Source organism: Allopontixanthobacter confluentis, from assembly GCF_009827615.1.
GTDB lineage: Bacteria > Pseudomonadota > Alphaproteobacteria > Sphingomonadales > Sphingomonadaceae > Allopontixanthobacter > Allopontixanthobacter confluentis.
Genome location: NZ_WTYU01000002.1, coordinates 1096287 through 1119673 on the forward strand (window position 1 = coordinate 1096287; position 23387 = coordinate 1119673).

Here is a 23387-nt window from a genome sequence, read left to right on the forward strand (position 1 = left end):
GAAATGTTCGTGATGTGTTCCCAAATCGAAAGCACTCTTAACATGGGGAGCGATAGCGGGGAAAATGAAGCAGTTGGAGATTGAAAACGAACTGCGTGACGTGGTTAGCCGCGTGATCGTACAAGTCGAACTCGCGACTGCGCAAGGCCGTACTGACATTAACCTTGCTTTGGAAGATGCGCTTATTCCCATTTTACAACTGGTCTACAATCTTCCCAACCTCACGAACTTAAACAGAAAACAGAAGAATTTCCCCGGTATCGATCTTGGAGATGATAGCGATAGAGTCGCCTTTCAGGTGACATCGACGACATCACTCGACAAGGTAAAAGACACTGTTCGACAATTTGTTGAACGAAAATATTTCAACAGCTTTGACGAACTTTATGTGTTGATGCTTGTCGCAAAACAGTCGTCCTATAGCCAGTCATCCATCGATGCACTGATTGACGATGAATTTGAATTTCGTTGCAAAGATCATATTGTCGATCTTCGTGACCTACTCGGGTTGGTAACTTCCCTTCGGCTGACGCAACAATCCCGGGTTCTCGATGAGTTCAAGCGCATTCTCGGCGAGGTCGATGCGTTTATCAGTTACTCTTCGGAAAAGATCGATCTACCCGATACCATTACATCTAACATGCAGCGCGTCGTGCTGCCTGACGCCGTATATGTTGCCGATCTGAATTTCGATGACAAAGAGATCGTCAAAGCCGCGCGAACTGAACTTGGTTACAAAGGATATAAGGGCCGGTGGCCAAGTCCACGTTCGGTAGCCAAGATGGCGTTACGCTTGAATGAAGTCCAGAACGACGCGTGGGTTCGCTTTGACGGCCGAATGTTCTCGTTTCGCGACTTCTCCGAGACAGGCCTCCTTCGTGTGGTCGATGAAGGTACTTTGGAACGCCTCGAAATCACTGATCTTACTGACTCAGGCGAGATCGATAATATCAATCTGATTAAACAATTGCTTCATGCAGAGGCGTCGGAGCAACTGAAATCGCGGAATGTTCGGACTCATCCTAGAGATCGGTTTTTCTTTTTTGGGCCCGGAGATGAAGATGATGCAATGCGGAAGGAGTCATGGGTCGGTAAAAAGAAGGCGGTTCGCACAGTTTATGAGCGCAAACAGCAAAAGAAGGCTCCTGAGAAAGTTGCCTTTCACAAACACCTATCCTTCGATCTTGCATTCACCCAAATGGGCGATGAATGGTACGCGGTGATCCTGCCTAGCTGGTATTATTCCTATAACGGCTACAAGCAATCAAACTGGCATCATGATTATCTCTCACAGCAGAAGCGGCTCGAACGCAACGCGACTGTTCGTAATCTGGTTCGATTTACGGCTTTTTTTCTATCCAGTATCAACGATGATGATCCTGCCCTGCCTCGCTTTGGATCTCTGTTAGACTTTGATCTGAGCGACAACAATGATGGTGGGACTGAGAGCGAAACCGACGAACCGCTTGAGGAGCAGGCAGCATGAAGCTCGCAAAACTGCCTGAACCTTTGCTAGAGTTTGGTTCCGGAACGCATGTCTGCCCAAGAACCGGCATCGAGCAGATGAGCGTTTATGATAAAAAGGACGAGCTGCGCCGCACCGAACTTCGTATTGGCGTTGTCGGTCGCGGTGAAGGGGTCGACCTTCTCGATGATTGGTTGCGGCGCTGCCGCAATGGCATTGAGCGGAAAAAGAAGTCCGACCTCAAAAACCTTTTCCGTGGATTTGGCGGCATTAGCCAAACGCATGGTTTTCTAACCCGCTTCATCAATTCGCCTAATTACACCCGCACATTGCGAAAGTCGGATGTGACGCAGGTGGTTCTGCTCGGTTCGCGCACGCAGCGCGTAGAAAAAGCGGTAAACCTATATTACGAGCAGGTTCGATTTTTGGCTGAGAACAGAACGGTGGACGTTATTGTTTGTGTCGTGCCGAATGAGATGTTTGACTCGCTGACTGGTAGCACGAATGACAATGACGACGAGAAAGAAGGGCGCGCGATTGAGCATAATTTTCGCCGCTTGCTCAAAGCCAAATGTATGCATCTCGGTATTCCGCTTCAGCTAGTCCGCGAAAAGACAATTCAAATCACGGCCTATTCCGGCGAACAGCAGGATCCGGCGACAAAAGCATGGAATTTCGTCACTGCGCTCTATTACAAGGGCAATCGAACAATTCCTTGGCGTCTTGTCGAAGACAGTGAGAAGCCGAAAACGTGTTATATAGGGATCGGCTTTTACAAGAGCCGAGACGGCGAAACATTGTCATCGAGCCTAGCTCAGGTTTTCGATGAATTCGGACACGGGATCATTCTACGCGGAACACCGGTGTCGATTGACAAGAGCGACCGGCGACCATTTCTCAGCGAAGATCAGGCCTACGATTTGCTGACGGGCGCTTTAGAGGAATACGATCGCGCTCTCGAACAAATGCCAGCACGGATCGTAATTCATAAATCGAGCCATTTTCGCGAGACCGAGCGGGCAGGATTCAGCCGCGCGCTCAGCGACAAGGGAATTCGCTCCAAGGATTTCGTCACCATTACAGGTACGGATATTCGCCTGTTTGCCGATACAAATTATCCGCCGGAACGTGGCACGTTAATGACAATGGCCGAAAATGAAGGCGTTCTTTATACGCGCGGCACGGTCCAATTCTACAAAACCTATCCTGGGGCCTATGTTCCGAGCCCATTGAAAATTACGGTCTACGAGCAGGACTCATCGCTTGAAGCGATCTGCAAGGAGATTATGGGATTGACCAAGATGAACTGGAACAACACGCAGTTGGACGGTCGCCTACCCATCACTCTGGAATGCGCAAACAAGATTGGAGACATCATGAAGTATGTCGGCGAGTCAGAGAAACCTCAGGTGAGCTACAGCTTCTATATGTGAAAGGAGTTAGTTTCTTTGACCTTTGTTTTCACCGAATTTCAACGTCGTTCCTCCTGCGACTGTATCTTTGGCAGGTTTCCAATCAGATTATGAATTTTGAATGACTGTTTGTGCGGCTTCACGCGACAGCACACCGGCCACTATCGGCTTAATTGCGGCAGTCAGCAAATTGCTTCATCTACACGCAACATTCAGTAGTTTTTCGATGCGCAAAATGACATGCAGACGTCAGGCGCTTCAAGGCCGGTTCGGATCGTCATCGACGCAGCTATAGAATTCCTTTAATTTGTTGTGGGTCTTCAATTGTTCGGGACGATAATATTTGATCTCGTCTACGATCGGAACTGGGCCAGCCTCAAATCTGTCGAAGACGCTGTGATGTAGTTCACCTTCTTCGTAGACATATCGTGGCTTCTTTTTCCACGCCAATCTGAAAGCCTCCGACATCCAACGCTCTTCATGCTGTAGGCCGCGATGATCTCCGAAGGTCTGCAGCAGACCATTGTTGATCACGATTTCCGGAACGCACTCCTGAAGCTCTTGGACCATCCAGCTTAGTGCAATATCGCTCAGTCGTGACTCACTCTCTCTGTAACTCCCACCGATGTCGCTATGACAACCTGCGAACCAAACCTGTTTCAACCACCGAGGAACCTGGTCTACTCTGCGCGTGGGCGTATTGGTCGGCCCCCATTTGACGCGTGGAAAATCTGCCCGCTCTTCGTCAATTGCCATCGCATGACGTGCATAATTCACCTCCCCAGACAAATACTTGTCATAGTTTGCGGTCCGCCAGAATGCCCAATGGATTGAACGTTTCTTCAAGTTTGAGTTGGAGACTTCACTAAGATCGATCTCTAACTTTTTGTCGATTGGAGAGTAGCTCTTGAGCAAGATGCGCGCCAAATGTGCGAGCCATCCGAGGACCATCGCTACCGATCCCAAACCAAGAAGTTTCCATGCCCAGTGAAGTTCAAACCAGAAAGAGGCGACCACAAAAAGGACTGTCGTCAACAGGGCGCCGGAGAAGAGTAACTTCAATTTGTCACTGCCCAAGGCGGCAACGCTGTCGAAGACTCCGATAAAATGCGGTTCAACATTGCCTCTGGGTGCGGCCGGGTCTTGGTTTTGTGATGATCCGTATCGAATTCGGAACCGGCGACCGAGCTCTTCCCTCTGGTCAAAATAGGGTTGTTCACTACGAGGCTTTCCAGCTCCATGATTGTAGACTTCTTGAACAGCTTCCCGCGCGATTTTGCGCAAAGTCTTGCCGTACTTGGGCATAGGACTTCCGTTAGGCAGCTGAGTAGGCACTCCGCACAAGTTGAGTACGGTCGCGAGAGCTCGAACGGTATACGCGCCCCGCGAAAAACCGAATACGCAGATCCGGTCACCGGGCTCGTAGGCCGCGACAACTGCTTCGTAACAGTCGATAATATTTGTATCGATACCCGTTCCGATCGTTGCTTCGAGAAAATGCTTCGTCCGCTTGAACGTCCAGCCGCTCACCTCGCCTTTACCCAGACCGGGATCATAGAACGCAAACTGTTGACGAGGATCAATTGGTGATGACGGCCCGGGTCGAGTGGCCCTGTAGAGCTTATAAATGTTCGATAACTTTTGATCTGGGCGCACACCGCCGATCTGGCCAGTTCCATCAGAAAAAATAAGGATGTTTTTAGCCATCGTGTATGCCTTAAGTTTGATAAGTCGGAATGCCGTTCCTAACAGCCAGCGCCGCTAGTGAGTAGGCACGGTTCGCCACTTAGTCGGGTATTCGTCTCGCTCGCCTTCCCAATTGCCCGTTAGTATTTGAAAGTGAGAACACATTTCTTCGAGGGCGACGCGACTAAGAATCCCCCTGAATTGCGGACTTGAAGCATTGTCTTCGTTGTTGTCGCTTGGAAGAGATGAATTCTCGCTTTTTACCTTTGGAAGGCTAAAAAAGACTGTTAGCTAACGGCCCAGAAGGAGCCACGAAATTAGGCGGCCCGTCCCGAGGGACGGACCGCCTGCCAAGTGGCCTAGACCTGTCAGGAGGAGTCAGGCAGCCTGCTCGGAAATCTCGTTATCGACCTCATCTTCAGCGGGAAGCCCTTCTGCAGCTTGTTCCTGAACATCAGCGGTACCGAACCGCATGATCGCGGGGATCCATGCTTGGGCACGTTCCTTAACATCCGCGTCTCCAATGAAGTTGCCCGAGAAGATGCGCTCGGCGGCGCTTGCCAATTCGGCCTTCTTCGACCCGGCATAACGGCTCACCAGCTCGGGGCCGCCTGCTGCATCTAGCGCTTCGAGCGTACGTGCCTTGGCTATGCGGTCAAAATAGTTCGCTGCGGTGGGACGCCACCAGTGTGCGGGCTCGATTTCGAGCAGAGACCCAAGCATTTCATGCAGTGGCACTGAACGTTCGCCCTCGCAGGCGAGGCTGGCAATGAGCGTGCGGGAGACGACGTGGCCAAGCCACGCCGAGCGAGCGTCGTCCGACAGAGCGCGAAACCTCTCGAACCGTTCGACATCGCTCTCGCCCGAGCGCCAGCTTTCATCGAGTGATCCAGCAAATTCGGCCAGCGCAGCGCTGGCCGGTGCATCCTTGGCTTCGAACCCTGTAACCGGGCCGGAAGCCACCGAACCGATAAGCGTCGATGCCTTTTTAGCACGCCAGTCGTGACCGTCAGCATCGGCAAGTGTGAAGACCATGAAGTCGAGCGCAAGCGCCTGGTCATTGGCCAGATGGATCGCAAGGATATCGCGGCGCTGCATGGCAAGCTCATCGAGCAGGCGCTGCGAAAGCGCTCCGCCTTTTGGCGCTACCGTTTCACTCTCCGAGACCGCTTCAAGCGCACCTTCGCCTTCGGAAACAATCTCGGTCTCGGTGTAGAATTGCGGAACCAGCGCCGGCTCGCCATTGCGCGAAAGGACGAGGAAGGCTCCTGCTTCAGCCTTCAGTTCGTCAGCAAGCACCGGAGGCCGGTCATTGAGCGCGCGCATGGCACGGTCAATCACCACCAGTTCCTGCTCGGCCTTTGCCACCTCTTCCTCGTCGCTATCCTCATCTTCGAGAATGGCGGCCACGCGGTCGTAGTAGGCTTCGAGTTCGCCGAGTTTCTGGGCTTCTTCCCCGGTCATTGGCGCGGGCTCGCATGGCAAGCGACCCAGACCTTCGACGAGGTCATGGCTGACATAATTGCCAAGAGTAGGCCGCACCCAGGCAAGGCCATATTCCTGCGCCGTCTTCGACGCTGCTTGCTCCATGGCCTTGTGTGCAAGGTCCTCAAGCAGGGCTACATCGATCCAGCTTTCACTGGCATCATCGTCGAAGAGTTCGCGCTCGATACGGCCACCTGCCGCAAGATAGGCATCGCGCCCCACGAGAATGGCACGCGGGTCGGAGCCTCGCACAGTGGCATCGAGCACCATCCGGCGGATCGTGTCAGGCGTGATCTGATACCAGGCGTCCTGCAATTCGGCATAGACATGGGCTTGGCGCTCGACATCGGAGATTGCGCCATAGGCCTTGGCCATGTCGAGCGTGATCGTGCCTTCCGCGAGAGCTTCGAAAACGCAGGGTGCGAGACCTGCAAGGCGCAGGCGTCCCTCAACAAAGCGGACGGTGAGACCAAACCGACGGGCAACGTCTTCAGGTGTTGCTCCTGCCTCGATAATCGCGGCAAAAGCCTGCGCCTCGTCGGCCGGATTCATCGCGAGACGCTGAAAGTTCTCGGCGAGACTGACTTCACGCACTTCACTTTCCTCGCCTTCGATAACCAGGCAGGTCACTTCATGGCTTTCGGGCAATGTGCCTTCTTCGGCGAGCGCTTGCAGCGCTGCGAGGCGCCGACCTCCAGCTTCGACTTCGAACTTTCCGCGTTTGCCTATGCGCACAACAAGGTTTTGCAGCAGGCCGCGCGCTGCGATGTCTGCTCTTAATTGGAGGTCGGCAAGAACATCGCTCGACTTGCGAACGTTGCGCGGGCTGGGGACGAGCTTCTTCAATGCAATAGACTGGATCATGGGTTTTCTCCTGATGGGATGAAGGCGCATGTGACGATCACAAGGCCCACAAGCCCAAAGGGCTCTCTCCACTCTCATCTTTTGGTGCGGACCCATCCACGGGATCAGGCTGCGAGTGCAGGCAGGACGGACGACGCCTTAGAGACCGGCACGAACAGCCGTGTGCGATACCTGATGATCTCGGTGAAGCAGCCCTTGGTCTTGTACCAGTCGAGCCTATCCGGCGCGTAGCCAGTGAGTTCGAGCCGTTGCTCGCCTCCGACCAGCGAGCGCTTGACCATGAGCGAGTCATGACTTGCGAGTGGCTGCGGAGTCCCGCTTGCAAGAACGAGCTTCCCGAGTTCGTCAGGTGCGGGACCGGTTACCGCTGCCAGGCCAAAGGTTTCGGCGATCTTTGCGAGGTCGATGTCGAGGACTTCCCTGCCGATGATCGACTGGCCGTCTTCAGCAACGAGCCGAGTGACGCGAACATGATCGCCCGGTAAGCGTTTCCACACTGGTAGCAAGAGTCCGGTGGCAAGATGGACCCGCTCGATGACGGCTGAGTTCGCGGCCTGCTCTTCTTCGGTCCGCCAGGCTTTCGCGAACTCGGTTACGCCGATCTCTTCCCACAGGCTTTCACCGAGCGCGTCACACGTCCAGTTGGCCGATTTAAGCGGGCGCAGGAGCCGCCGGCGTTCAATCACAGCGCCATCATCCGCAATGAACCGCCGGGCTGGAACTGAGAGTGCAATTTTGCCTGAGCGCGCATTGCGCAAGGGGATGGCATGCCGGGTTCCTATTTCGTGCATCCGGACGAGACGTTTAAAACGCAAGGGGCGAAGGTGCCGCTTCACTTCGAGCGAAACGAGGCGGGTTTCTGCGCCAGTGACAGGATCGGCACGCAGAAGTTCATCCCCAAGGACTTCGAAACTGTCGACGCGAACTGTTTCCAGACCGAGATCGAGGGATCCGGCTTCGCGAGCGGCCTCAATCCGCGCTTCGACCAGTCCCAGATATTCATCGAAGATGGCGTTCTGAAGCGCAATCGGCAGCGCGAGGATACGGTTTAGCCAACGCTGGACGGTCGGCAGGTTGTCAGTCAGCCCGCCATCGGGATTCTCGAGACGGAGACCGGTGCGCAGGGCGAAGTCACCGAAGCTCGTGGCCTCGAGCTTTCCGTCATAGAGCAGCTGGAACCAGCGGGTGAGCGCATCGCGGGCATAGTCGCTCTCGAGATTGTCAGCTGGATCGAACAGATTCTGGCCCCCGGTTTGACGCTGCCCGCGCGTGAGGGCGCCCAGTGCATCGAGCCTGCGCGCGATCGTTGAAATGAAGCGGCGTTCGCCCTTCACATCGGTCGTCACAGGGCGGAAGAGCGGAGACGATGCCTGGTTGGTGCGGTTTGTCCGCCCCAGCCCCTGGATCGCGTTGTCAGCACGCCATCCCGGCTCGAGCAGGAAATGCACACGGCGTTGCTGGTTCTGGCACCCGAGATCGGCATGGTAGGACCGCCCAGTCCCTCCTGCATCGGAAAAGACCAGAATACGCTTGGTTCCTTCCATGAAGCTCTGCGCTTCAGCGACGTTGGCGCTCGGGCTTCGCCGTTCGACGCGCTGCTGGTGATCGCGGCCGATAACAAGCCTTCGGGTCCTCCCTGTGACCTCGGCTACGGCTTCGGTCCCGAAGTGTTCGATGATCGCATCGAGCGCGGTCGCAATCGGCGGCAGAGCACAAAGTTGTTCAATGAGAGCATCGCGCGCTGCGATAGCTCGAGCGCAAATGACGGGGTTGCCCTCATTATCGCTCATCGCTTCAGACCGCAGATTGCCGTCCTCGTCGGTGAACACTTGCATCAGGCGAACGGGGAAGCTCTTGGCGAGATAGTCGATGACATATTCACGCGGGGACAAGTCAATATCGAGCGCTTCGCGTTCCTCGTCAGAAAGGTCGGCGAGACGCCGGTCAAGCATGGCCTCTGACGTTGAAACCAACTGCACGACTACCGAATTCTCTTCGCCAAGCGCTTGTTCCATAGCCGGGATAAGGCTCGGCAGTTTCATCGAAAGCAGGAGCTGCGCAAAGAAGCGCTGCTTGGTGCCTTCAAATATTGAAAGTGCAGCAGATTTTGCGTTGCGGTTCAGCGTATCGCCGCTGTCCTCGTCGACCACCCGGGTTGCTTCAAGCGCTGCCTCGAGATTGCGATGGATGATCGCCCAGGCTTCCGCATAGGCATCATAGATCCGCACCTGCGCTTCGGTCAGCTTGTGCTCGAGAATATCATACTCGACCCCGGCGAAGGACAAAGCGCGGGCGAGGTAGAGACCCTGTGCCTTGAGATCACGGGCGACGAGCTCCATCGCGGCGACCCCGCCGGCACGGATGTCACTCATAAAGGCCTCGTGCGTCGGGAATGCGGTTTCCGGTCCCCACAAGCCAAGCCGGGCGGTGTAACCAAGATTGGAGATATCCGATGCACCGGTGGCCGAGGCATAGAGAATGCGGGCGCGCGGCAAATTGTTCTGCAGCCGGAGGCCCGCCATTCCTTGCTCTGAGCCCTTGAGCTTACCGCGCGCGCCCGATGAGCCAAGCGCGTTGGCCATGGCATGCGCTTCGTCAAAGGCGATCACGCCGTCAAATTCCGCAGCCGCCCAGGCGAGGATCTGGTCAAGCCGGGTATCTTCGGCGCGTCCTGACCGGAGCGTCGGGTAAGTTACGAAGAGAATTCCCTCAGGCATCGTAACAGGCAGCCCGAGTTTCCAGCGCGAGAGCGGCTGGATGTCGAGCGCCATTCCGCCGAGCGCCTCCCAGTCGCGGCGAGCGTCCTCGAGCAATGCTTCGTTCTTTGTGATCCAGATATGGCGGCGCTCGCCCGAGAGCCATCGGTCCATGATAATCCCGGCAATCTGCCGTCCCTTGCCCGCTCCGGTCCCATCGCCGAGGAAAAAGCCCTGGCGGTAGGAGCTGCCGTCCTCGGTGAGCTCAAGCATCGTGCCTTCCTGGCTCAGCCGGAATTGACCAGGCAGGTCGCGCGCGAACGCTTGTGCGGCATAGATGAGTGTCTCGCATTGCGCTTCGGAAAGCAGGCAGTCTGCCTGCCAGTTTGCAGGAAGAAGCGGACGCGCTTCGGGAATCGGGGCCGTGACCGATCCCATAGCGACCGATTCAACGAGGGGTGTCGGATGCGCCGGAGCATTGGCAAACCTAATGCGGCTGGGGCGATAGGGGAGATAGATGCCTGTTTGCTCGGGCACCGGTGCGGGTTCGGTGAGCGCGGAATAGGCCAGTTCGGCCACGTCGGTCGCGGAGCTCCGTTCCGAAGCAAACGGCGCCGACGGCCTGATCGCTGGGCGATGCGTTGCTACATTGACTTGGGGGCGTAACGAGCTGCGCATCCCCGGCTGGCGGACGCTAGCGGAAATCGGTGCGCGAGGCGGTAGAAGTGTTAGAAGGTCATGGAGTTCGACAAGGTCAGAGGTATCACCTGTGATTTCTGGAACCGCAGCATCCGGAATCTTGTCGAACACGACCAGACGGACCGCTATGCCGGTGCCCGTTCGGGAAAACATCTGCTGCAAGCGGACATCAAGACAAAGCGAGCTATCGCTTTCTGCATCGCAAAAGCGCGATGCATTGAAGCTGTCGGGTATGATCGCGACGATCCTGCCGCCGGTAGCACAAGTCCGGATCGCGCTGCGCAGATGGCGTTGGGCGGTAGCGCCGTCCTTGCCGCGCTCCTGGCTGCGAGCAAAGGGAGGGTTCATCAGAACTACGGAGGGGACCGGACCGCGATGCAAGTCGGCGATCAGCTCACCATCGTGTGCGGTTACTTGGGCCCCGGGAAAGATATGCTTCAGACTGTTGCGCCTAGCGAAATCGATCTCGTTGAGCTGCAAAGATCCCTGGTGCGGATCCATCCAAATCGCCATTGTTCCATTGCCGGCAGATGGCTCGAGCACAGAGTCTTGCGTAGAAATGACGGCGGACTTGGCCATCAGCCAGGCCAGCATCGGCGGAGTTGAAAACTGCTGTAGTTCGACCTGACCTTCGCTTCGAACATGCCGGGGCGGCAGTGCCGCATCGAGCCAGCCGAAGCGCGCTTCCGCCTCGCGTATCCTTGTCGTAAAGTCGATCCGCGAATGATCGCGCAGCCAGAGCAGTGCTCCGATCTCGGCGGCGTTGTTGTAGTCGTCAATCGTCCATGCGCTTCCCCAGTCCTGCACTCCGGTTTTTTCTGAGAACAGCGCCGAGATATCGGCACGCGTGAGATGACGGCCAGATGCGAGATTTTCGGCAATAGCTGTGCCAATGGTAAAGGCGAGCGGAATTGAATGCAGTTGCTGGCTGTCGGAAAATAGGTCTGAGTGAAACATGGCAAATCGTCCTCCTCATTGAGGCATCGGGACATGCGCCCTCTGCCGGATCAGAAATTCAAAAAGCCCTCTCTCCTCTCAACGCGCCGTCTTGCGGCGCAGCCATGTCTTTAGTTCGTCGTTCCAATCGGTATCGCTTGAGCGAGGTTTGCGGATCTGGATCCTCCGACCATCCCGCGCGAAAGCAGCCAGGCCACGTGTCGCAGCGAGCTCGCCGCCAGCGTCATTGTCCACAAACAGATGAAGCTCGGTGACGCTCTCAGGAATGGTCACGAGGCCGAACCGCTCATTGCCCAATGTAGCCCAGCACGGAATGCCGGTAAGCGCATAAGCTGACATCGCGCTTTCGATTCCCTCGGCAAGTCCAAGCCTGCCAGCAGCCGGTGGAAAGAGGCGGACAGCAGCTTCATCGAGAGAGCCTAGCGCGCGTTTCGGTTTGTCGAAGGCAGCTTTCGCAGAGGATTGCTGCGACAGGAACGTGCGGTGGATGGCGATTGGCCCCTCATCGAGACTGACCGCAGCAATCATGGCCGGAATAAAGCGCGTGCGCCCCTTGGGCCCAAGCGGTGTTCGGGGATGGAAGCGAAGCGCCGGGGATGCAGCCAAAAGCCCGCGACTTTCGAGATAGGCCTTTGCGGGACTGGCACGTAATGGACCCGCTTCACGCCAGATTCTCAGTGCTGCTGCTGACGGCTTGCGAGACCTGTTTGGCTCGGGATGATCGGTATTCTTCGAGCCTGAAAATAATATGGCCGCGCCGAAACCTTCGCGTGCCAGAGCGGAAAGCACGGCCTGCTGATCGCAGCCTGCAAAACAATGGAAGAGAATAGCCTTTCGACCGAGCGTCACGCCGAGCGAAGGTGTGTGGTCGTCGTGTGCGGGGCAGCAGGCCATCCCCTTTGTGCCCGACCATTTGCCGCCGCGTGATTCGCAAATGTGGCGAGCGGTCTCGGCGAGGGACGAAGTGGGATGAGTTTGGACATACAGGGACATGCGAGCTCCTCAGCTTGCGAAGTGGCCCCTTCAACACGCCTCCTCTCCTCTCCCGTAGGCTTGCATCTGCCGCTTTCCTACAGGCGCATGTTCTATGTATGTTCTATTTCGATTCGACGCAATGGAGCAATGAACGAGATGACAGCCCTCAAATGTTTGATGAGATTAACGATCGCCATTGCGGGCTTGATCGCGACTTCGTTTCACCCAGTCAATGCTCAGGAGTTCAGCCTCTTCGAACATGCCATCATGCAACCGAAGGCCGAGGAAGTGTCCGTCAGGCAGCACCTCCCTGCAGTCTATAAAACTAATCGGGCAGATGTTTCTTACCGGGAAGGTTTGTACATGGCAGCAATCGCCGAGGCTGAACGCCAATACGGCCTGCCAACCAACTTGCTGCGCGCTCTGATTTGGGCCGAGTCGCGCTTCAATCCAATGGCTATCAGTCCGGCGGGTGCGGCCGGACTTGCCCAACTCATGCCTGGCACTGCGCGGGAACTGGGTGTTCGAAACCGACATGATCCTATCGCTTCGATCGACGGCGGCGCGCGCTACCTGCGCGATATGTTGAAACGCTTCGAAGCGGTCCACCTGGCTTTGGCCGCTTATAATGCAGGTCCGGGTGCCGTGTCCCGATCACAAGGCATTCCGAAAAACGGTGAAACACCGCAGTACGTCAGAACAGTGTTGGCAAGATGGCGCGCAATTGGCACATACAATTGAAGAAATGGCCTGATTTATGGCTATTATCGGAGGGGCATTGCATAGTGATCTCGGAGGGCGCCAGTGAGTGAAGCACCTGGTGAGCCGTTCGACTTTCGCCAAGCTATTAAAGCAAAAAAGCGCCGCAAGTTGCGTAGGGAGATTATGTTGGGCTTTGGCGCATTCTCAATAGTAGTTGCGGCAGGGATGCTGGCGCTGAACTGGCCAGGCGGGAACGCGAGCCTTGCAGACGTCGAGCAGCAGCCCCAGGCACTTTTTCAACAAGTAAGCTCCCCACAATTTGCGATTTGCGGCACGGTCAGGCGGACATGTGTTGTCGATGGGGATACTTTTTGGCTGGATGGCATCAAGATCCGCATCGCTGACATCGACACTCCGGAAATCAGCCAGCCCAGATGCGACTACGAATATGAGCTTGGAATGCGAGCGACATATCGATTGGTCGATCTGCTCAATGTTGGGCCCTTCGAGCTCAGAACCATCGGAAACCGGGATGAAGACCAGTACGGGCGCAAACTGCGGGTCGTGATCCGCGATGGTCGGTCACTCGGCGATCAGCTGGTCAGCGAAGGACTAGCGCGGACGTGGACTGGGAGACGCGAGCCTTGGTGCTGAACCGCGATCAAGAACTTTGGGCTGTGGCGTTATGGGTTGAAAAGAACCACGGCGCAGCAGGGCCTGCTTACATGGCAGAGCAAGTCAAACGATTGGCAAACGAAGGCGATGCGGCAGGCGTAGAAACCTGGAAAACAATCGCGGACCGTTTCGATCAGCTCAAATGCCAGAACGCCACGAATTGAGGGCTTGCAACGATGCGCAAATGGCTTGCAGATTTGGGCGTCAGGATTGAGTTTGGTTTGCTCGCGTCAGTCTCATTGGTGGGGCTGCTCCTGAGCCTCAAATCATGTTTTGGCTGATTAGCGTTTCGATATATTCGCTCAGCCTTTTGCAAATTTGGCCTTTATGACCTTTCCGCCTGACCGGAGCTCGTCAAGGTAGTCGCTCCACCACTGGGCCATTCGCACCCGCTCGTCCCAGTGCTTGCCCCGGTGGTAGATGCCGCGCACGACATTGCTATCTCCATGCGCCAGAGCGCGCTCGATCGCATCTGGATTCCAGAGCCCAGACTCGTTCAGAAATGTCGATGCTGTCGCCCTCAAGCCGTGCGCAGTAACTTCCTCCTTCGTGTAACCCATCCTTCGGAATGCTGCGTTGAGGGAGTTCTCGCTCATCGGGCGCTGCGAGGTGCGTGCCGAGGGAAATACGTAGCCATCTTGGCCCAGCAATTCGGCGAGGTCGGTTAGATAGCCGACAACCTGCGTTGAAAGCGGAACCGCGTGCGTGCGCCGCGCTTTCATCTTGCCCGCGGGGATCTTCCAAACCCTGTCCACCAGATCGATCTCGCGCCATTCGGCATGTCGCAGTTCACCCGGGCGAACAAAGACATGAGGCGCGATCTGCAACGCGAACCTTGTGATCAGATGGCCGGTGTAGTCGTCTATCGCACGTAAAAGCCCACCAAGCTCCTTGGGCTCGAGGATCGCTGCGTAATGCGTAGTCCGCGGCGTGATCAAAGCACCCTTGAGCATGCTCGTCGGATCGGATTTGCACCGGGTCGTGGCGACGCCATACCGAAAGACCCTGCCTGCAAAGGAACGAGTCTTCTTTGCAGTCTCGTGCTTCCCACTGGCTTCCAGACGCTTGAGCGGGGCAAGAACCTCAAACGGCTCAATCTCATGAATTGGCCGGTTGCCGATGGCCGGCGTAAGCTGATCGAGGAAGTAATTTGCCTTGATGATCGTTCCTTCGGCACGGCCATTCTGCACCATCATCTGTTCGATGTATTCGCGGGCAACGGCTTCGAAGGTCTGGGCAGACAGGAACTCCTCGCGGATCTTTTTCTTCCGTTTGTCGAAGGCAGGATCCCCGCCCGATGCAACGGTCTGTCTTGCTTCGTAGGTCGCATCACGCGCCTCTTTGAGGCTGACCTCGGGGTAGCTCCCGATTACGAGCTTCTTCTCGAGCTTGCCGAGCCGGTATCGAAATCGCCAGTGTTTGCCACCGGCTGGGGTAACCTCAATATAAAGGCCTCGCTGGTCAGCGACCTTGTAAGGTTTGTCTTTCGTCTTGAGAGCGCGGAGCCGCGTTTCGGTCAGAGGCATTTGCGGGCCTTTTCCAAATGTGGTTTTCGCAAAGGCCCGCAAAAGGCCCGCAAAAATGTCTGGAACCCCCGAGAACAAACGGGACGATCCGGAACTACCAAAGGGCCAAATCCCTAGGGTTTCTGCGGGTTTTATAGATTATCTGGGAGAACAAGAGAAGAACAAATGGTGCCCAGAAGAGGACTCGAACCTCCACGTCCTTGCGAACGCCAGCACCTGAAGCTGGTGCGTCTACCAATTCCGCCATCTGGGCACCGGAGCAGAGCGCGTTGGCGCGTTCTGCGGGTAGGAGCGGGCCGATAGCGGGGGGGTAGGGCGCTTGTCAACAAGACTTGGAGGTTGTGCTAATTTAATCTTGTTTTTGATGTCATGGGAGCCTGGCGTTTGCTGCAATTCAACGCCCGGTCACAACTTGTGTCGCGCAATGTGGTGGTTGGTCAGATGTCACGACGCCTGCCAGCAAATTGGCGGCGCAAGTGATGGGCGATCCGGCTGTCCGCCTTGTTGGGAGGCGCAAACTTGTTATGGTCCTCGAAGACATTGGCCATGAAGGCGCCGCCACGGCATTGAGGAACCAGGCTCAGCGCCATGCATTGCAAACCCATGGACATTCAACGTGAACAGCGGCAATTCCGCAACGCCAAGCCCTCCCGCCTCGGACGCGGGATTGAGCGCCTGACACATCCTTTTGGCAAGGCGCTGGCGAGCATTGTGCCGAAAAGCCTGGTAGAGGCCGTGCTGGCGGGCCTTGATCGCGCTGTCGCGGCGCCGCAGCTGGTTCGCTTCAGTCATGACACTTCAGACATGCAGGCGGCGCATCTGGCGGCCAAGAAAGTCGCGCGAACAGCGCGAGGCATCAGTGCGACAACAGGTGCCGCCGCGGGCATGGCCGGTGCGCTGTCAATGAGCGCCGACATTCCTGCAACCATTGCGATTGGCCTGCGGACCATACGCGATACCGGTCGCGCCTTCGGTTTCGATGGCGAGGGTTCGGCGGAAAAACTTTTCCGCCTACAAATTCTCGAACTCGCTGCGCTTGACGATCCTGAGGAACGTAACAAACGCATTGCTGATCTGGAATCAACTATTGGGGACCATGGCCAGCTTGTCGATGCTGATCACGAACACATTACGCCTGTCGTTGATCAGGCTGTGGAGCGCATTTCCCGTGCGATTGCTTTCGCCAGCTTCCGCAGCCGCGCAGGCATGATCGTGCCAATTGTCGGGTCAGTCGTTGGCGGAATTGTCAATTCGTCGTTTCAGAACGACGTTGGCAAAGCTGCGCGATTCGCATTTCAGGAACGTGCGTCAAAGCGAGATCAGCAGGTTTCCCAATAATTCCGATTATGTAATTCCGATTATGCAAACCGGGTATCAAACGCGGCCTCGAAGAACAGCAGGCCGACCGGTTTTTCTGACGGCGGACAGGGCTTCTACTGTCGCCCGGTCAAACGGCGTAGGGCCTATGTTTAACCGGAAATGGTGCGGTCAAGAAGACTCGAACTTCCACGGGCTTTCGCCCACAACGACCTCAACGTTGCGCGTCTACCAATTCCGCCATGACCGCACACAAAGTCAGGGGGCGCGAGCGCTTCCCTGCGGGGTAGGAGCGGGCCACTAGCAAAGGCCTATCGGCTGCGCAAGCACAGGTTTCGCCGCGCTGCGTTTTGCGTCTAGCCCACCCTTGGCAGCGCTGGTGTCCCGCAGCGGGACTGGCGTTAACAGAATCCTTGCAAAGGTGGTTAAGAAGCCGTCAACCATGGCGCATGAGCGTGGCTGCATCCCTTGCTATTCTGGCCGCTGCAACCCCGGTGCAGCATGCGCCTGCGGTGAAGGCGGATGAACCTGTGGCGATCCAGGCCAGCGCCAGTGTCACCATATTGGCAGGCACACAAATCCGCTTTCGGCAGCGCAGGTTTGACGGTGAACATAAGCCGCAAATGCGTGATGGCAGGGATGGAACCGTGTGGTTCGAATTCAGCTGAACGGCCGGATCAGCCGGGTTTCCACCCGATTTCCGCAAATTTGGCAGAACGCGGAACGTCCGTTACAGCTTCGTTGATGGTCACCTGTTCGCCCGGCGCCAGGCTGGGCTGCGGCGGCGCGACTTCCCAGCTATATACAATCCGGTCGCGCTCATCACGAAGGATGATGAGGATGGAGGGCACCTGATGGCTCTCGCGCCCGACATTGGTGATGGTGCCGCTGGCGCCGAAAAATTCCGTGCCATTGGGTAATGTACGCCGATCCTGCTGGCCCGGCGGAAATTCCAGCACCAGATCAGGCTGGTTTACGGCAAATGTCGGGCGGCTGACTGGCACCCAGTCGGGCAGCCCCCAATAGCTGACGGCGGCAATCGTGCCAAAGGCCACGGCAGCAAAAATCGCAGCCGCAGCAGTCCATAGTTTCAGCGGATTGCGGCGCGATTGGAAGGGCGGTTCATAATCGAACTGCGACACCTCTGTATCATCATACACTGCCGCGACGGGTTGCGGGGGCGTTTCCACCATGACCGGTGTCTGCGGCGCACTATCGTCCGGCGCACGTGTGGCCGGTGCCGCGGCAGTTACTGCAATTGCATCGGCGGAGGCTGTTTCGTGAGGCGCTTGGACAGGCTGCATGGCCGCTGCAGTGTCGTCTTCCCTGAATTCTGCGGCCGACGGCGCTGCCGCATCTTTACGCGGATTAGTTTCATCCGCCGCATTTTCCATGCCTGCATCTGCCAGTGGTTGAACCGTGGCGGGTGGGGCGGTCGGGGGGGCTGATGCTTGGGGCGGGGTTTGGGCCGGGGCTTGGGACTGGGACGGATCGACCAGATGGCCTTCCTGAAACCAGCTGTGGCGGCATTTGGCGCAACGTACGGTGCGTCCTTCCACGCCGACGGCACTGTCGGGAACGACGTAGCGCGTGGAGCAGGCGGGGCAGGAAATGATCATGATGCGCCAAACCTTAGGCCGCTGCGCGAATCGCAACAAGGCTTCTGGGGCAGATCAAGTGAATAGGATGGCTTTTTTCCACATCGAAGCATAGCTATAGGCCCCTCACCATGCCCAAACCGCCCATTTTCTTCTTCACCAGCCCATTTATCGGCTCCCGAAACAGGGCAGCCGACCTGTGAAGAATGCCGAAACCGAAGTTGTCACCTTCAATAATGTCGGCCTGCGTTACGGTGCCGACCGCGAAGTGTTGAGCGATGTGTCCTTTACGCTTTACCCCGGCAGCTTTTATTTTCTGACTGGCGCCAGCGGCGCGGGCAAGACATCCTTGCTGAAATTGCTCTATCTGGCGCAGCGCCCGTCACGCGGGATGATTTCGATGTTCGGTACGGATGTCATTACTTTGCCGCGCACTCGCTTGCCCGCCTTCCGGCGGCGGCTGGGGGTGGTTTTTCAGGATTTCCGGCTGGTGCCGCATCTGTCCGCATTCGATAATGTGGCGTTGCCGCTGCGTGTTTCGGGCGTGCGCGAGGCAGATTTGCACAAGCCGGTGACAGACATGCTGGATTGGGTGGGCCTCAGTCATCGGAGCGATGCGCAGCCCGCCACGCTTTCGGGCGGTGAGCAGCAGCGCGTGGCCATTGCGCGGGCGGTGATAGCGCGGCCCGATATGCTGGTCGCCGATGAACCGACCGGCAACGTCGATCCTGACATGGCGCTTAAACTGCTGCGCCTGTTTGAAGCGCTGAACCGGCTTGGCACCACGGTCGTGGTGGCGACCCATGATGTGCATCTGCTGCGTAAAGTGCCCGAATCGCTGATCATGCGGCTGGACAAGGGGCGTTTGTCTGACCCGACAGGCGCGCTGCGCTATCCGCCGCGCCGCGAAATCATGCCGCGCGATGATGATGGCCAGGCTGATGATTTCGGGTTTGCGCTGTGAAACGCCCTCCCACCATCAGCCGCAGGGTGGCGCGCGGATTTTCTCCCTTCAGGGGCGAGCGGGCATCAAGGCTGGTGCCGCAGGCGCGAATGGGAGGGCCGATGCCATGGGTCATTGCCATCATGGTGGCGCTGACGGTGATTGCGGCTGCGGGCGGGCTTGCCATGCATAATCTGGCGGTCACCGCGCAAAGCGAATTGTCAGGCGGGGCCACTGTGCAGATTGTGGAAGCTTCGCCGACAGAGCGGAACCGGCAGGCCCAGGCCGCCGAAATCCTGTTGGCCCAGCATCCTGCGGTGGCATCGCTGCGGCGGGTGCCCGATGCAGAACTGGAACAATTGCTGGAACCATGGCTTGGGACAGGTTCGGGCCCCGGTTTGAGCACTGTTTCAGGCGCCGCATCAGATACTGACGCCATCCCCGTTCCCGCGCTCATCGATGTGCGTTTGCGCAGCGCGGTGACGCCAGGGGATCTTGATTCCATGCGGCGTCTGGTCGCCGAACAGGCACCAGCGGCGCGCATTGATGCACAATCCAGTTGGCTGAGGCCGGTTTTTTCCGCCATATCGTCGCTTCAATGGCTGGCTTTTGCGCTGGTGATGCTATTGGGGCTGACCAGCGGTGCCGCTGTGTGGCTGGCATCACGCAGCGCGCTGGGGGCTAATCGCGATACAATCGAGGTGGTGCATTTGCTGGGCGGAACAGACAGCCAGATCGCGCGGATATTCCAGCGGTCTATCGCATTGGATGCGACTTTGGGTGGCACGGTTGGCCTGCTGATGGGGCTGGCCGCCGTCCTGCTGCTGGGCAGGCAATTTGCAGGGCTTGATTCAGGCATGGTCGCAGGCGGCGGGCTGACCGGTTTTGACTGGCTGGTGCTGGCCGCCATCCCGATGGTGGGCATCGTGATTGCGGTTCTGACCGCGCGGCTGACTGTCATGCTGGCGTTGAGGCGAATGCTGTGATCCGCCGGCTGGGTTCTGCCATATTGATAATCTGGGCGCTGGGTTTTGCCTGGTTTGCCGTGGCGCTGCCCGGGCCGGTTCCGGTTGCGGGGCAAGGGCGGGGGGACGCCAAGGCCGCAGGGGTCAGGACAGATGCGGTGGTGGTGCCCACTGGCGGCGCGGGCAGGATTGAACGCGGGCTGGAGGTCTTGCGGCAGGGCGGCGCGGCAAAAATGCTGGTCAGCGGGGTCGACCCCGAAGTGAAGCCGGGAGAATTTGCGACCGAATTCGAAGTGCCGATGCAGACCATGATGTGCTGCATCACGCTTGGCTATGCTGCTGTCGACACGCGCGGCAATGCGGCAGAAACGGCAGACTGGATTGCTGAGCGGAAATATCGCTCCGTCAGGCTGGTCACGACGGACTGGCATATGCGCCGTGCATCGTCAGAATTGCGGCAGATGGTGCCCGGCAATGTTCAGATCATCGAAGATGGCGTGCCGTCGGAACCTTCGCTGCGCATTCTTTTCCTGGAATATCACAAAATGCTGGCCAGCCACATCGCGCGCCAGCTCGGCCACCTGTGGGACATGACGTAAACGGCCATGCTCTACCTGCGTAACCTTGCCTTTTACCCCGTGTTTTACCTTGGCAGCATTTTTTATGTGGTGGCATCGGTGCTGGCCGTCCCGATCGGGCCGGGGCCGCTGCGCCGGGCGGTTGCAGGCTGGGCATGTTACCACCGTGCATGCCTGCGCCGCATTCTTGGCATCACCATAGTGATCGAAGGGGAATACGCTTCGGAACCTGTCTTCTATGCAGTCAAACATGAAAGCTTTTTCGAAGCGATCGATGCGCCTGCCATGTACGAAGCGCCCGTGGCCTTTGCCAAATACGAACTGTTCCTGATCCCCGGTTGGGGGCGAGCGGCCAAGGCATATGGCATGATTTTCGTGGAGCGGGACCAGGGCGCAAAAGCCTTGCGCAAAATGGTATCCGCCGCCCGCGATTATGCTGGGGAAGGGAGGCCACTGGTGATTTTCCCCGAAGGCACGCGCGTGCCGCATGGGTCAGAGGCAAAATTGCAGGCAGGGTTTGCCGGCCTATACAAGCTGATTGGCCTGCCCGTGGTGCCAGTGGCGGTGAACAGCGGGCCATTATACCACCGGTTCTGGAAACGCAGCGGCACCATCACTTACCGGATTGGTGAGAAGATCCCGCCGGGCCTGCCGCGCGCCGAAATAGAAGCGCGGGTGGCTGGTGCGATCAATGCGCTGAACTGACGCAACCTTGCAGATGCCGGGTGCCGGGCGCCTGGTCAGCCATCCTGATGATCGGCACGCCCGAAATCTGGGCGGGCATCGTCCTGCCCCATTTCGATAATTGACCGGCGGATGTCGCGCGTGCGGCTGAACAGGTCAAACAGGGCGTCGCCATCGGCTGACCGGATGGCCCGCTGCATTGCCGTCAGGTCTTCGGTGAAGCGGCCCAGCATTTCCAGCACCGCGCCGCGATTATGCAGGAACACGTCGCGCCACATGGTCGGGTCTGATGCGGCAATGCGGGTGAAATCCCGAAACCCGCCGGCGGAATATTTGATCACCTCGCCGCGCGTCACCTCTTCCAGATCAGACGCGGTGCCCACAATAGTATAGGCGATGAGATGCGGAATATGGCTGGTTACGGCCAGCACCAGATCATGGTGCCGCGCATCCATTATCTCTATCCGCGCGCCCAGACTTTCCCAGAAGCTGCGGACATCTGCCAATGCCTGGTCCGGCGTATTGCCATCAGGTGTGAGGATGCACCAGCGATGCTGGAACAATGTAGCAAAGCCTGCATCAGGCCCGCTGCGTTCGGTGCCAGCCACAGGATGGGCAGGGATCACCACATGGTGGGGCAACGCAGCGCGCAATGCCTCGCCCACGGTCTGTTTGGATGAGCCAACGTCAGATATGATCGCATCGGCGGGCAAATGTTCGGCAATCTCCGCCGCTGCAGCAGGAATGGCGCCCACCGGCACGCAGAAAATCACCAGATCAGCGTTGGCAACCGCTTCGCTTGCGCTGTCACAGACCATGCCGACCAATTGGCGCGCCTGCGCCCGGTCACGGGTTTGCGGATCAGCATCATAGCCGCGCGTGGATATGCCCGGCAGAAATTCGGCCACCGCCAGCCCGATTGACCCGCCCAGCAGGCCCAGCCCGATGATGGCGACATTGCGCACCAGCATCAGCCCTGGTCCAGCAATGTGCGTAATGCGGCCATCACATCATCCATTTGTGCCGCAGTGCCAATGGTGATGCGCAGGCCGTGCGGCAAATCCTGCCCCGGCAGCCAGCGCGTGGCATAGCCTGCATCGGCCAGCGCATTCTGCGCCATTTCGGCTGTTACCGCGCCTTCAAACAGCACCAGCAAGAAATTCGCCTTGCTTGGCACCGGCCGCAAACCATGGTTGCCCAGCGCTTCAACAAATTGGGTAAAACGCGCCAGTTCCTGCGTATTATGTGCCCGTGATGCCGCGACGAAATCCTGATCGCCCACGGCGGCAAGGGCGGCTGCCTGTCCCCTGCTGGTGACATTGAATGCGCCGCGCAGCCGGTTAAGATAATCGATCAGCCGCGGCGAACCAGTGGCCCATCCCACTCGCTCTGCTGCGAGGCCATAAGCCTTGGAGAATGTTCGCGTAACCAACACATTGTCGTGCCGCGCAGCAAGTTCCAGCCCGCCATCGTCGAGCTCCGGTGCAAGATATTCTGCATAGGCCTGATCGACGATCAGCAACACATGTCCGGGCAAGCCTGCGTGCAGCCGTTCCACTTCCTCGCGCGGCAACCAACTGCCAACCGGGTTGTTGGGATTGTCGAGCAGAACCGCTTTCGTCCTTGGGGTGACATTAGCCAGCAGATTGTCCACCGATGCCGCGTAATCATGATCTGCCGCGAATACCGGCGACGCCCCTACTTTTCGCGCCAGCAACGGATAAAGCGAGAAGGAAAATCGGGAGAAGACCACTTCGTCGCCCACACCGCAAAATGCCTGTACCGCGCAGTGCAACAGCTCGCCCGAGCCAGCGCCGCACAGGATACGGTCTGCTGCCAGACCGTGCAACGCGCCAATCTGAGCACGCAGGGCATTGCAATCGGGATCAGGATAAAGCGCCGGTTGTCCCGCCGTGCCCAGTACACCGAGCGCCGCAGCACTGCTGCCCAGCGGGTTTTCATTGGCGGACAGTTTGACCAGTTCGCGCCCGTCAGCGCCATGTGCCTTGCCCGGCACATAGGCATGAATATCTGCGATCCACGGTTTGGGTGTAGGGTGCTTTGCCATATGGGCCGCGCAAATAGCCGCTTTGGCCCTGTAATGACAGCCCGATTGGCAGATTGGGCCGATTGGCAGATTGGGCCGATTGACACCATGCG

General features: G+C 57.7%; 20 protein-coding genes and 2 tRNA genes. 11 read left to right on the plus strand and 11 right to left on the minus strand.

Going from position 1 to position 23387, the window contains the following annotated elements; genetic code table 11:
* Nucleotides 1-64 precede the first annotated feature (64 nt).
* Both GRI44_RS13465 and GRI44_RS13470 read left to right on the plus strand, forming a co-directional pair.
* Entirely contained in the window at nucleotides 65-1486 is a 1422-nt protein-coding gene (locus tag GRI44_RS13465; protein ID WP_160602245.1) for an SMEK domain-containing protein, read from the plus strand.
* On the plus strand, nucleotides 1483-2898 hold the full coding sequence (locus GRI44_RS13470) for an argonaute/piwi family protein (protein WP_160602246.1): 1416 nt from the start codon (nucleotides 1483-1485) through the stop codon (nucleotides 2896-2898). Before GRI44_RS13465 ends, GRI44_RS13470 begins: the two co-directional genes overlap by 4 nt.
* A gap of 237 nt (nucleotides 2899-3135) precedes the next feature.
* Here the strand turns inward: GRI44_RS13470 and GRI44_RS13475 are convergent, their stop codons facing one another.
* The 4 genes from GRI44_RS13475 to GRI44_RS13490 all read right to left on the minus strand — a co-directional run bounded on the left by GRI44_RS13475 (nucleotide 3136) and on the right by GRI44_RS13490 (nucleotide 12257).
* Nucleotides 3136-4584: a phospholipase effector Tle1 domain-containing protein gene (locus GRI44_RS13475; RefSeq protein ID WP_160602247.1), complete on the minus strand. Its 1449-nt coding sequence runs from the start codon at nucleotides 4582-4584 to the stop codon at nucleotides 3136-3138.
* A gap of 357 nt (nucleotides 4585-4941) precedes the next feature.
* Entirely contained in the window at nucleotides 4942-6912 is a 1971-nt protein-coding gene (locus GRI44_RS13480) for a ParB/RepB/Spo0J family partition protein (protein ID WP_160602248.1), read from the minus strand.
* Nucleotides 6913-7016: 104 nt separating this feature from the next.
* On the minus strand, nucleotides 7017-11264 hold the full coding sequence (locus GRI44_RS13485; RefSeq protein WP_160602249.1) for a strawberry notch family protein: 4248 nt from the start codon (nucleotides 11262-11264) through the stop codon (nucleotides 7017-7019).
* A gap of 78 nt (nucleotides 11265-11342) precedes the next feature.
* Nucleotides 11343-12257, minus strand: coding sequence for a DUF7146 domain-containing protein (locus GRI44_RS13490; protein ID WP_232843152.1), 915 nt, complete (start codon nucleotides 12255-12257; stop codon nucleotides 11343-11345).
* A 138-nt stretch (nucleotides 12258-12395) separates the two neighbouring features.
* Between GRI44_RS13490 and GRI44_RS13495 the strand changes: the two genes are divergently transcribed.
* The 3 genes from GRI44_RS13495 to GRI44_RS13505 all read left to right on the plus strand — a co-directional run bounded on the left by GRI44_RS13495 (nucleotide 12396) and on the right by GRI44_RS13505 (nucleotide 13780).
* Nucleotides 12396-12980, plus strand: a complete 585-nt coding sequence (locus tag GRI44_RS13495) for a lytic transglycosylase domain-containing protein (RefSeq protein ID WP_232843197.1) — start codon at nucleotides 12396-12398, stop codon at nucleotides 12978-12980.
* Nucleotides 12981-13043: 63 nt separating this feature from the next.
* The gene (locus GRI44_RS13500) at nucleotides 13044-13595 is read left to right on the plus strand and encodes a thermonuclease family protein (RefSeq protein ID WP_332872427.1); all 552 of its coding nucleotides are present in this window, start codon (nucleotides 13044-13046) and stop codon (nucleotides 13593-13595) included.
* The gene (locus GRI44_RS13505; protein WP_332872437.1) at nucleotides 13589-13780 is read left to right on the plus strand and encodes a DUF6961 family protein; all 192 of its coding nucleotides are present in this window, start codon (nucleotides 13589-13591) and stop codon (nucleotides 13778-13780) included. Before GRI44_RS13500 ends, GRI44_RS13505 begins: the two co-directional genes overlap by 7 nt.
* 138 nt (nucleotides 13781-13918) lie before the next feature.
* Here GRI44_RS13505 and GRI44_RS13510 read toward each other — a convergent pair whose 3' ends face one another.
* The 3 genes from GRI44_RS13510 to GRI44_RS13520 form a co-directional block, all read right to left on the minus strand.
* Nucleotides 13919-15142, minus strand: coding sequence for a tyrosine-type recombinase/integrase (locus GRI44_RS13510; RefSeq protein WP_160602252.1), 1224 nt, complete (start codon nucleotides 15140-15142; stop codon nucleotides 13919-13921).
* Between the two features lie 166 nt (nucleotides 15143-15308).
* Nucleotides 15309-15395, minus strand: a tRNA-Leu gene (locus GRI44_RS13515).
* Between the two features lie 184 nt (nucleotides 15396-15579).
* Nucleotides 15580-15753 (minus strand): hypothetical protein, encoded by a 174-nt coding sequence (locus GRI44_RS13520; protein ID WP_160602253.1) that lies wholly within the window; start codon nucleotides 15751-15753, stop codon nucleotides 15580-15582.
* Here GRI44_RS13520 and GRI44_RS13525 point away from each other — a divergent pair.
* On the plus strand, nucleotides 15746-16480 hold the full coding sequence (locus GRI44_RS13525) for an EcsC family protein (RefSeq protein ID WP_160602254.1): 735 nt from the start codon (nucleotides 15746-15748) through the stop codon (nucleotides 16478-16480). The two genes, GRI44_RS13520 and GRI44_RS13525, sit on opposite strands and share 8 nt — an antisense overlap.
* Nucleotides 16481-16622: 142 nt before the next feature.
* Here GRI44_RS13525 and GRI44_RS13530 read toward each other — a convergent pair.
* Nucleotides 16623-16709 (minus strand) — tRNA-Leu (locus tag GRI44_RS13530).
* Nucleotides 16710-16908: 199 nt separating this feature from the next.
* Between GRI44_RS13530 and GRI44_RS13535 the strand changes: the two genes are divergently transcribed.
* Nucleotides 16909-17127, plus strand: a complete 219-nt coding sequence (locus tag GRI44_RS13535; protein WP_160602255.1) for a hypothetical protein — start codon at nucleotides 16909-16911, stop codon at nucleotides 17125-17127.
* A 9-nt stretch (nucleotides 17128-17136) separates the two neighbouring features.
* Here the strand turns inward: GRI44_RS13535 and GRI44_RS13540 are convergent, their stop codons facing one another.
* Nucleotides 17137-18078 (minus strand): zinc-ribbon domain-containing protein, encoded by a 942-nt coding sequence (locus GRI44_RS13540; RefSeq protein ID WP_160602256.1) that lies wholly within the window; start codon nucleotides 18076-18078, stop codon nucleotides 17137-17139.
* 178 nt (nucleotides 18079-18256) lie between these two features.
* Here GRI44_RS13540 and ftsE point away from each other — a divergent pair, with 178 nt between their 5' ends.
* Genes ftsE through GRI44_RS13560 form a run of 4 tightly spaced genes read left to right on the plus strand, consistent with a single transcriptional unit; the run spans nucleotide 18257 to nucleotide 21248 of the window.
* Complete coding sequence (gene ftsE / locus GRI44_RS13545) at nucleotides 18257-19021, plus strand: cell division ATP-binding protein FtsE (protein WP_160602257.1); 765 nt, start codon at nucleotides 18257-18259, stop codon at nucleotides 19019-19021.
* On the plus strand, nucleotides 19018-19986 hold the full coding sequence (locus tag GRI44_RS13550) for a cell division protein FtsX (RefSeq protein ID WP_332872428.1): 969 nt from the start codon (nucleotides 19018-19020) through the stop codon (nucleotides 19984-19986). The genes ftsE and GRI44_RS13550 overlap by 4 nt, the downstream gene beginning before the upstream one ends.
* Nucleotides 19983-20564 carry a YdcF family protein gene (locus tag GRI44_RS13555; RefSeq protein WP_160602258.1) on the plus strand — a complete coding sequence of 194 codons (582 nt, stop codon included), beginning with the start codon at nucleotides 19983-19985 and terminating at the stop codon, nucleotides 20562-20564. The genes GRI44_RS13550 and GRI44_RS13555 overlap by 4 nt, the downstream gene beginning before the upstream one ends.
* Before the next feature lie 6 nt (nucleotides 20565-20570).
* Nucleotides 20571-21248, plus strand: coding sequence for a lysophospholipid acyltransferase family protein (locus GRI44_RS13560; RefSeq protein ID WP_160602259.1), 678 nt, complete (start codon nucleotides 20571-20573; stop codon nucleotides 21246-21248).
* A 35-nt stretch (nucleotides 21249-21283) separates the two neighbouring features.
* On the opposite strand, the gene GRI44_RS13565 is transcribed toward GRI44_RS13560, so the two are convergent.
* Complete coding sequence (locus GRI44_RS13565; RefSeq protein WP_160602260.1) at nucleotides 21284-22198, minus strand: prephenate/arogenate dehydrogenase family protein; 915 nt, start codon at nucleotides 22196-22198, stop codon at nucleotides 21284-21286.
* The gene (locus tag GRI44_RS13570; RefSeq protein WP_160602261.1) at nucleotides 22198-23295 is read right to left on the minus strand and encodes a pyridoxal phosphate-dependent aminotransferase; all 1098 of its coding nucleotides are present in this window, start codon (nucleotides 23293-23295) and stop codon (nucleotides 22198-22200) included. Before GRI44_RS13570 ends, GRI44_RS13565 begins: the two co-directional genes overlap by 1 nt.
* Nucleotides 23296-23387 lie beyond the last annotated feature (92 nt).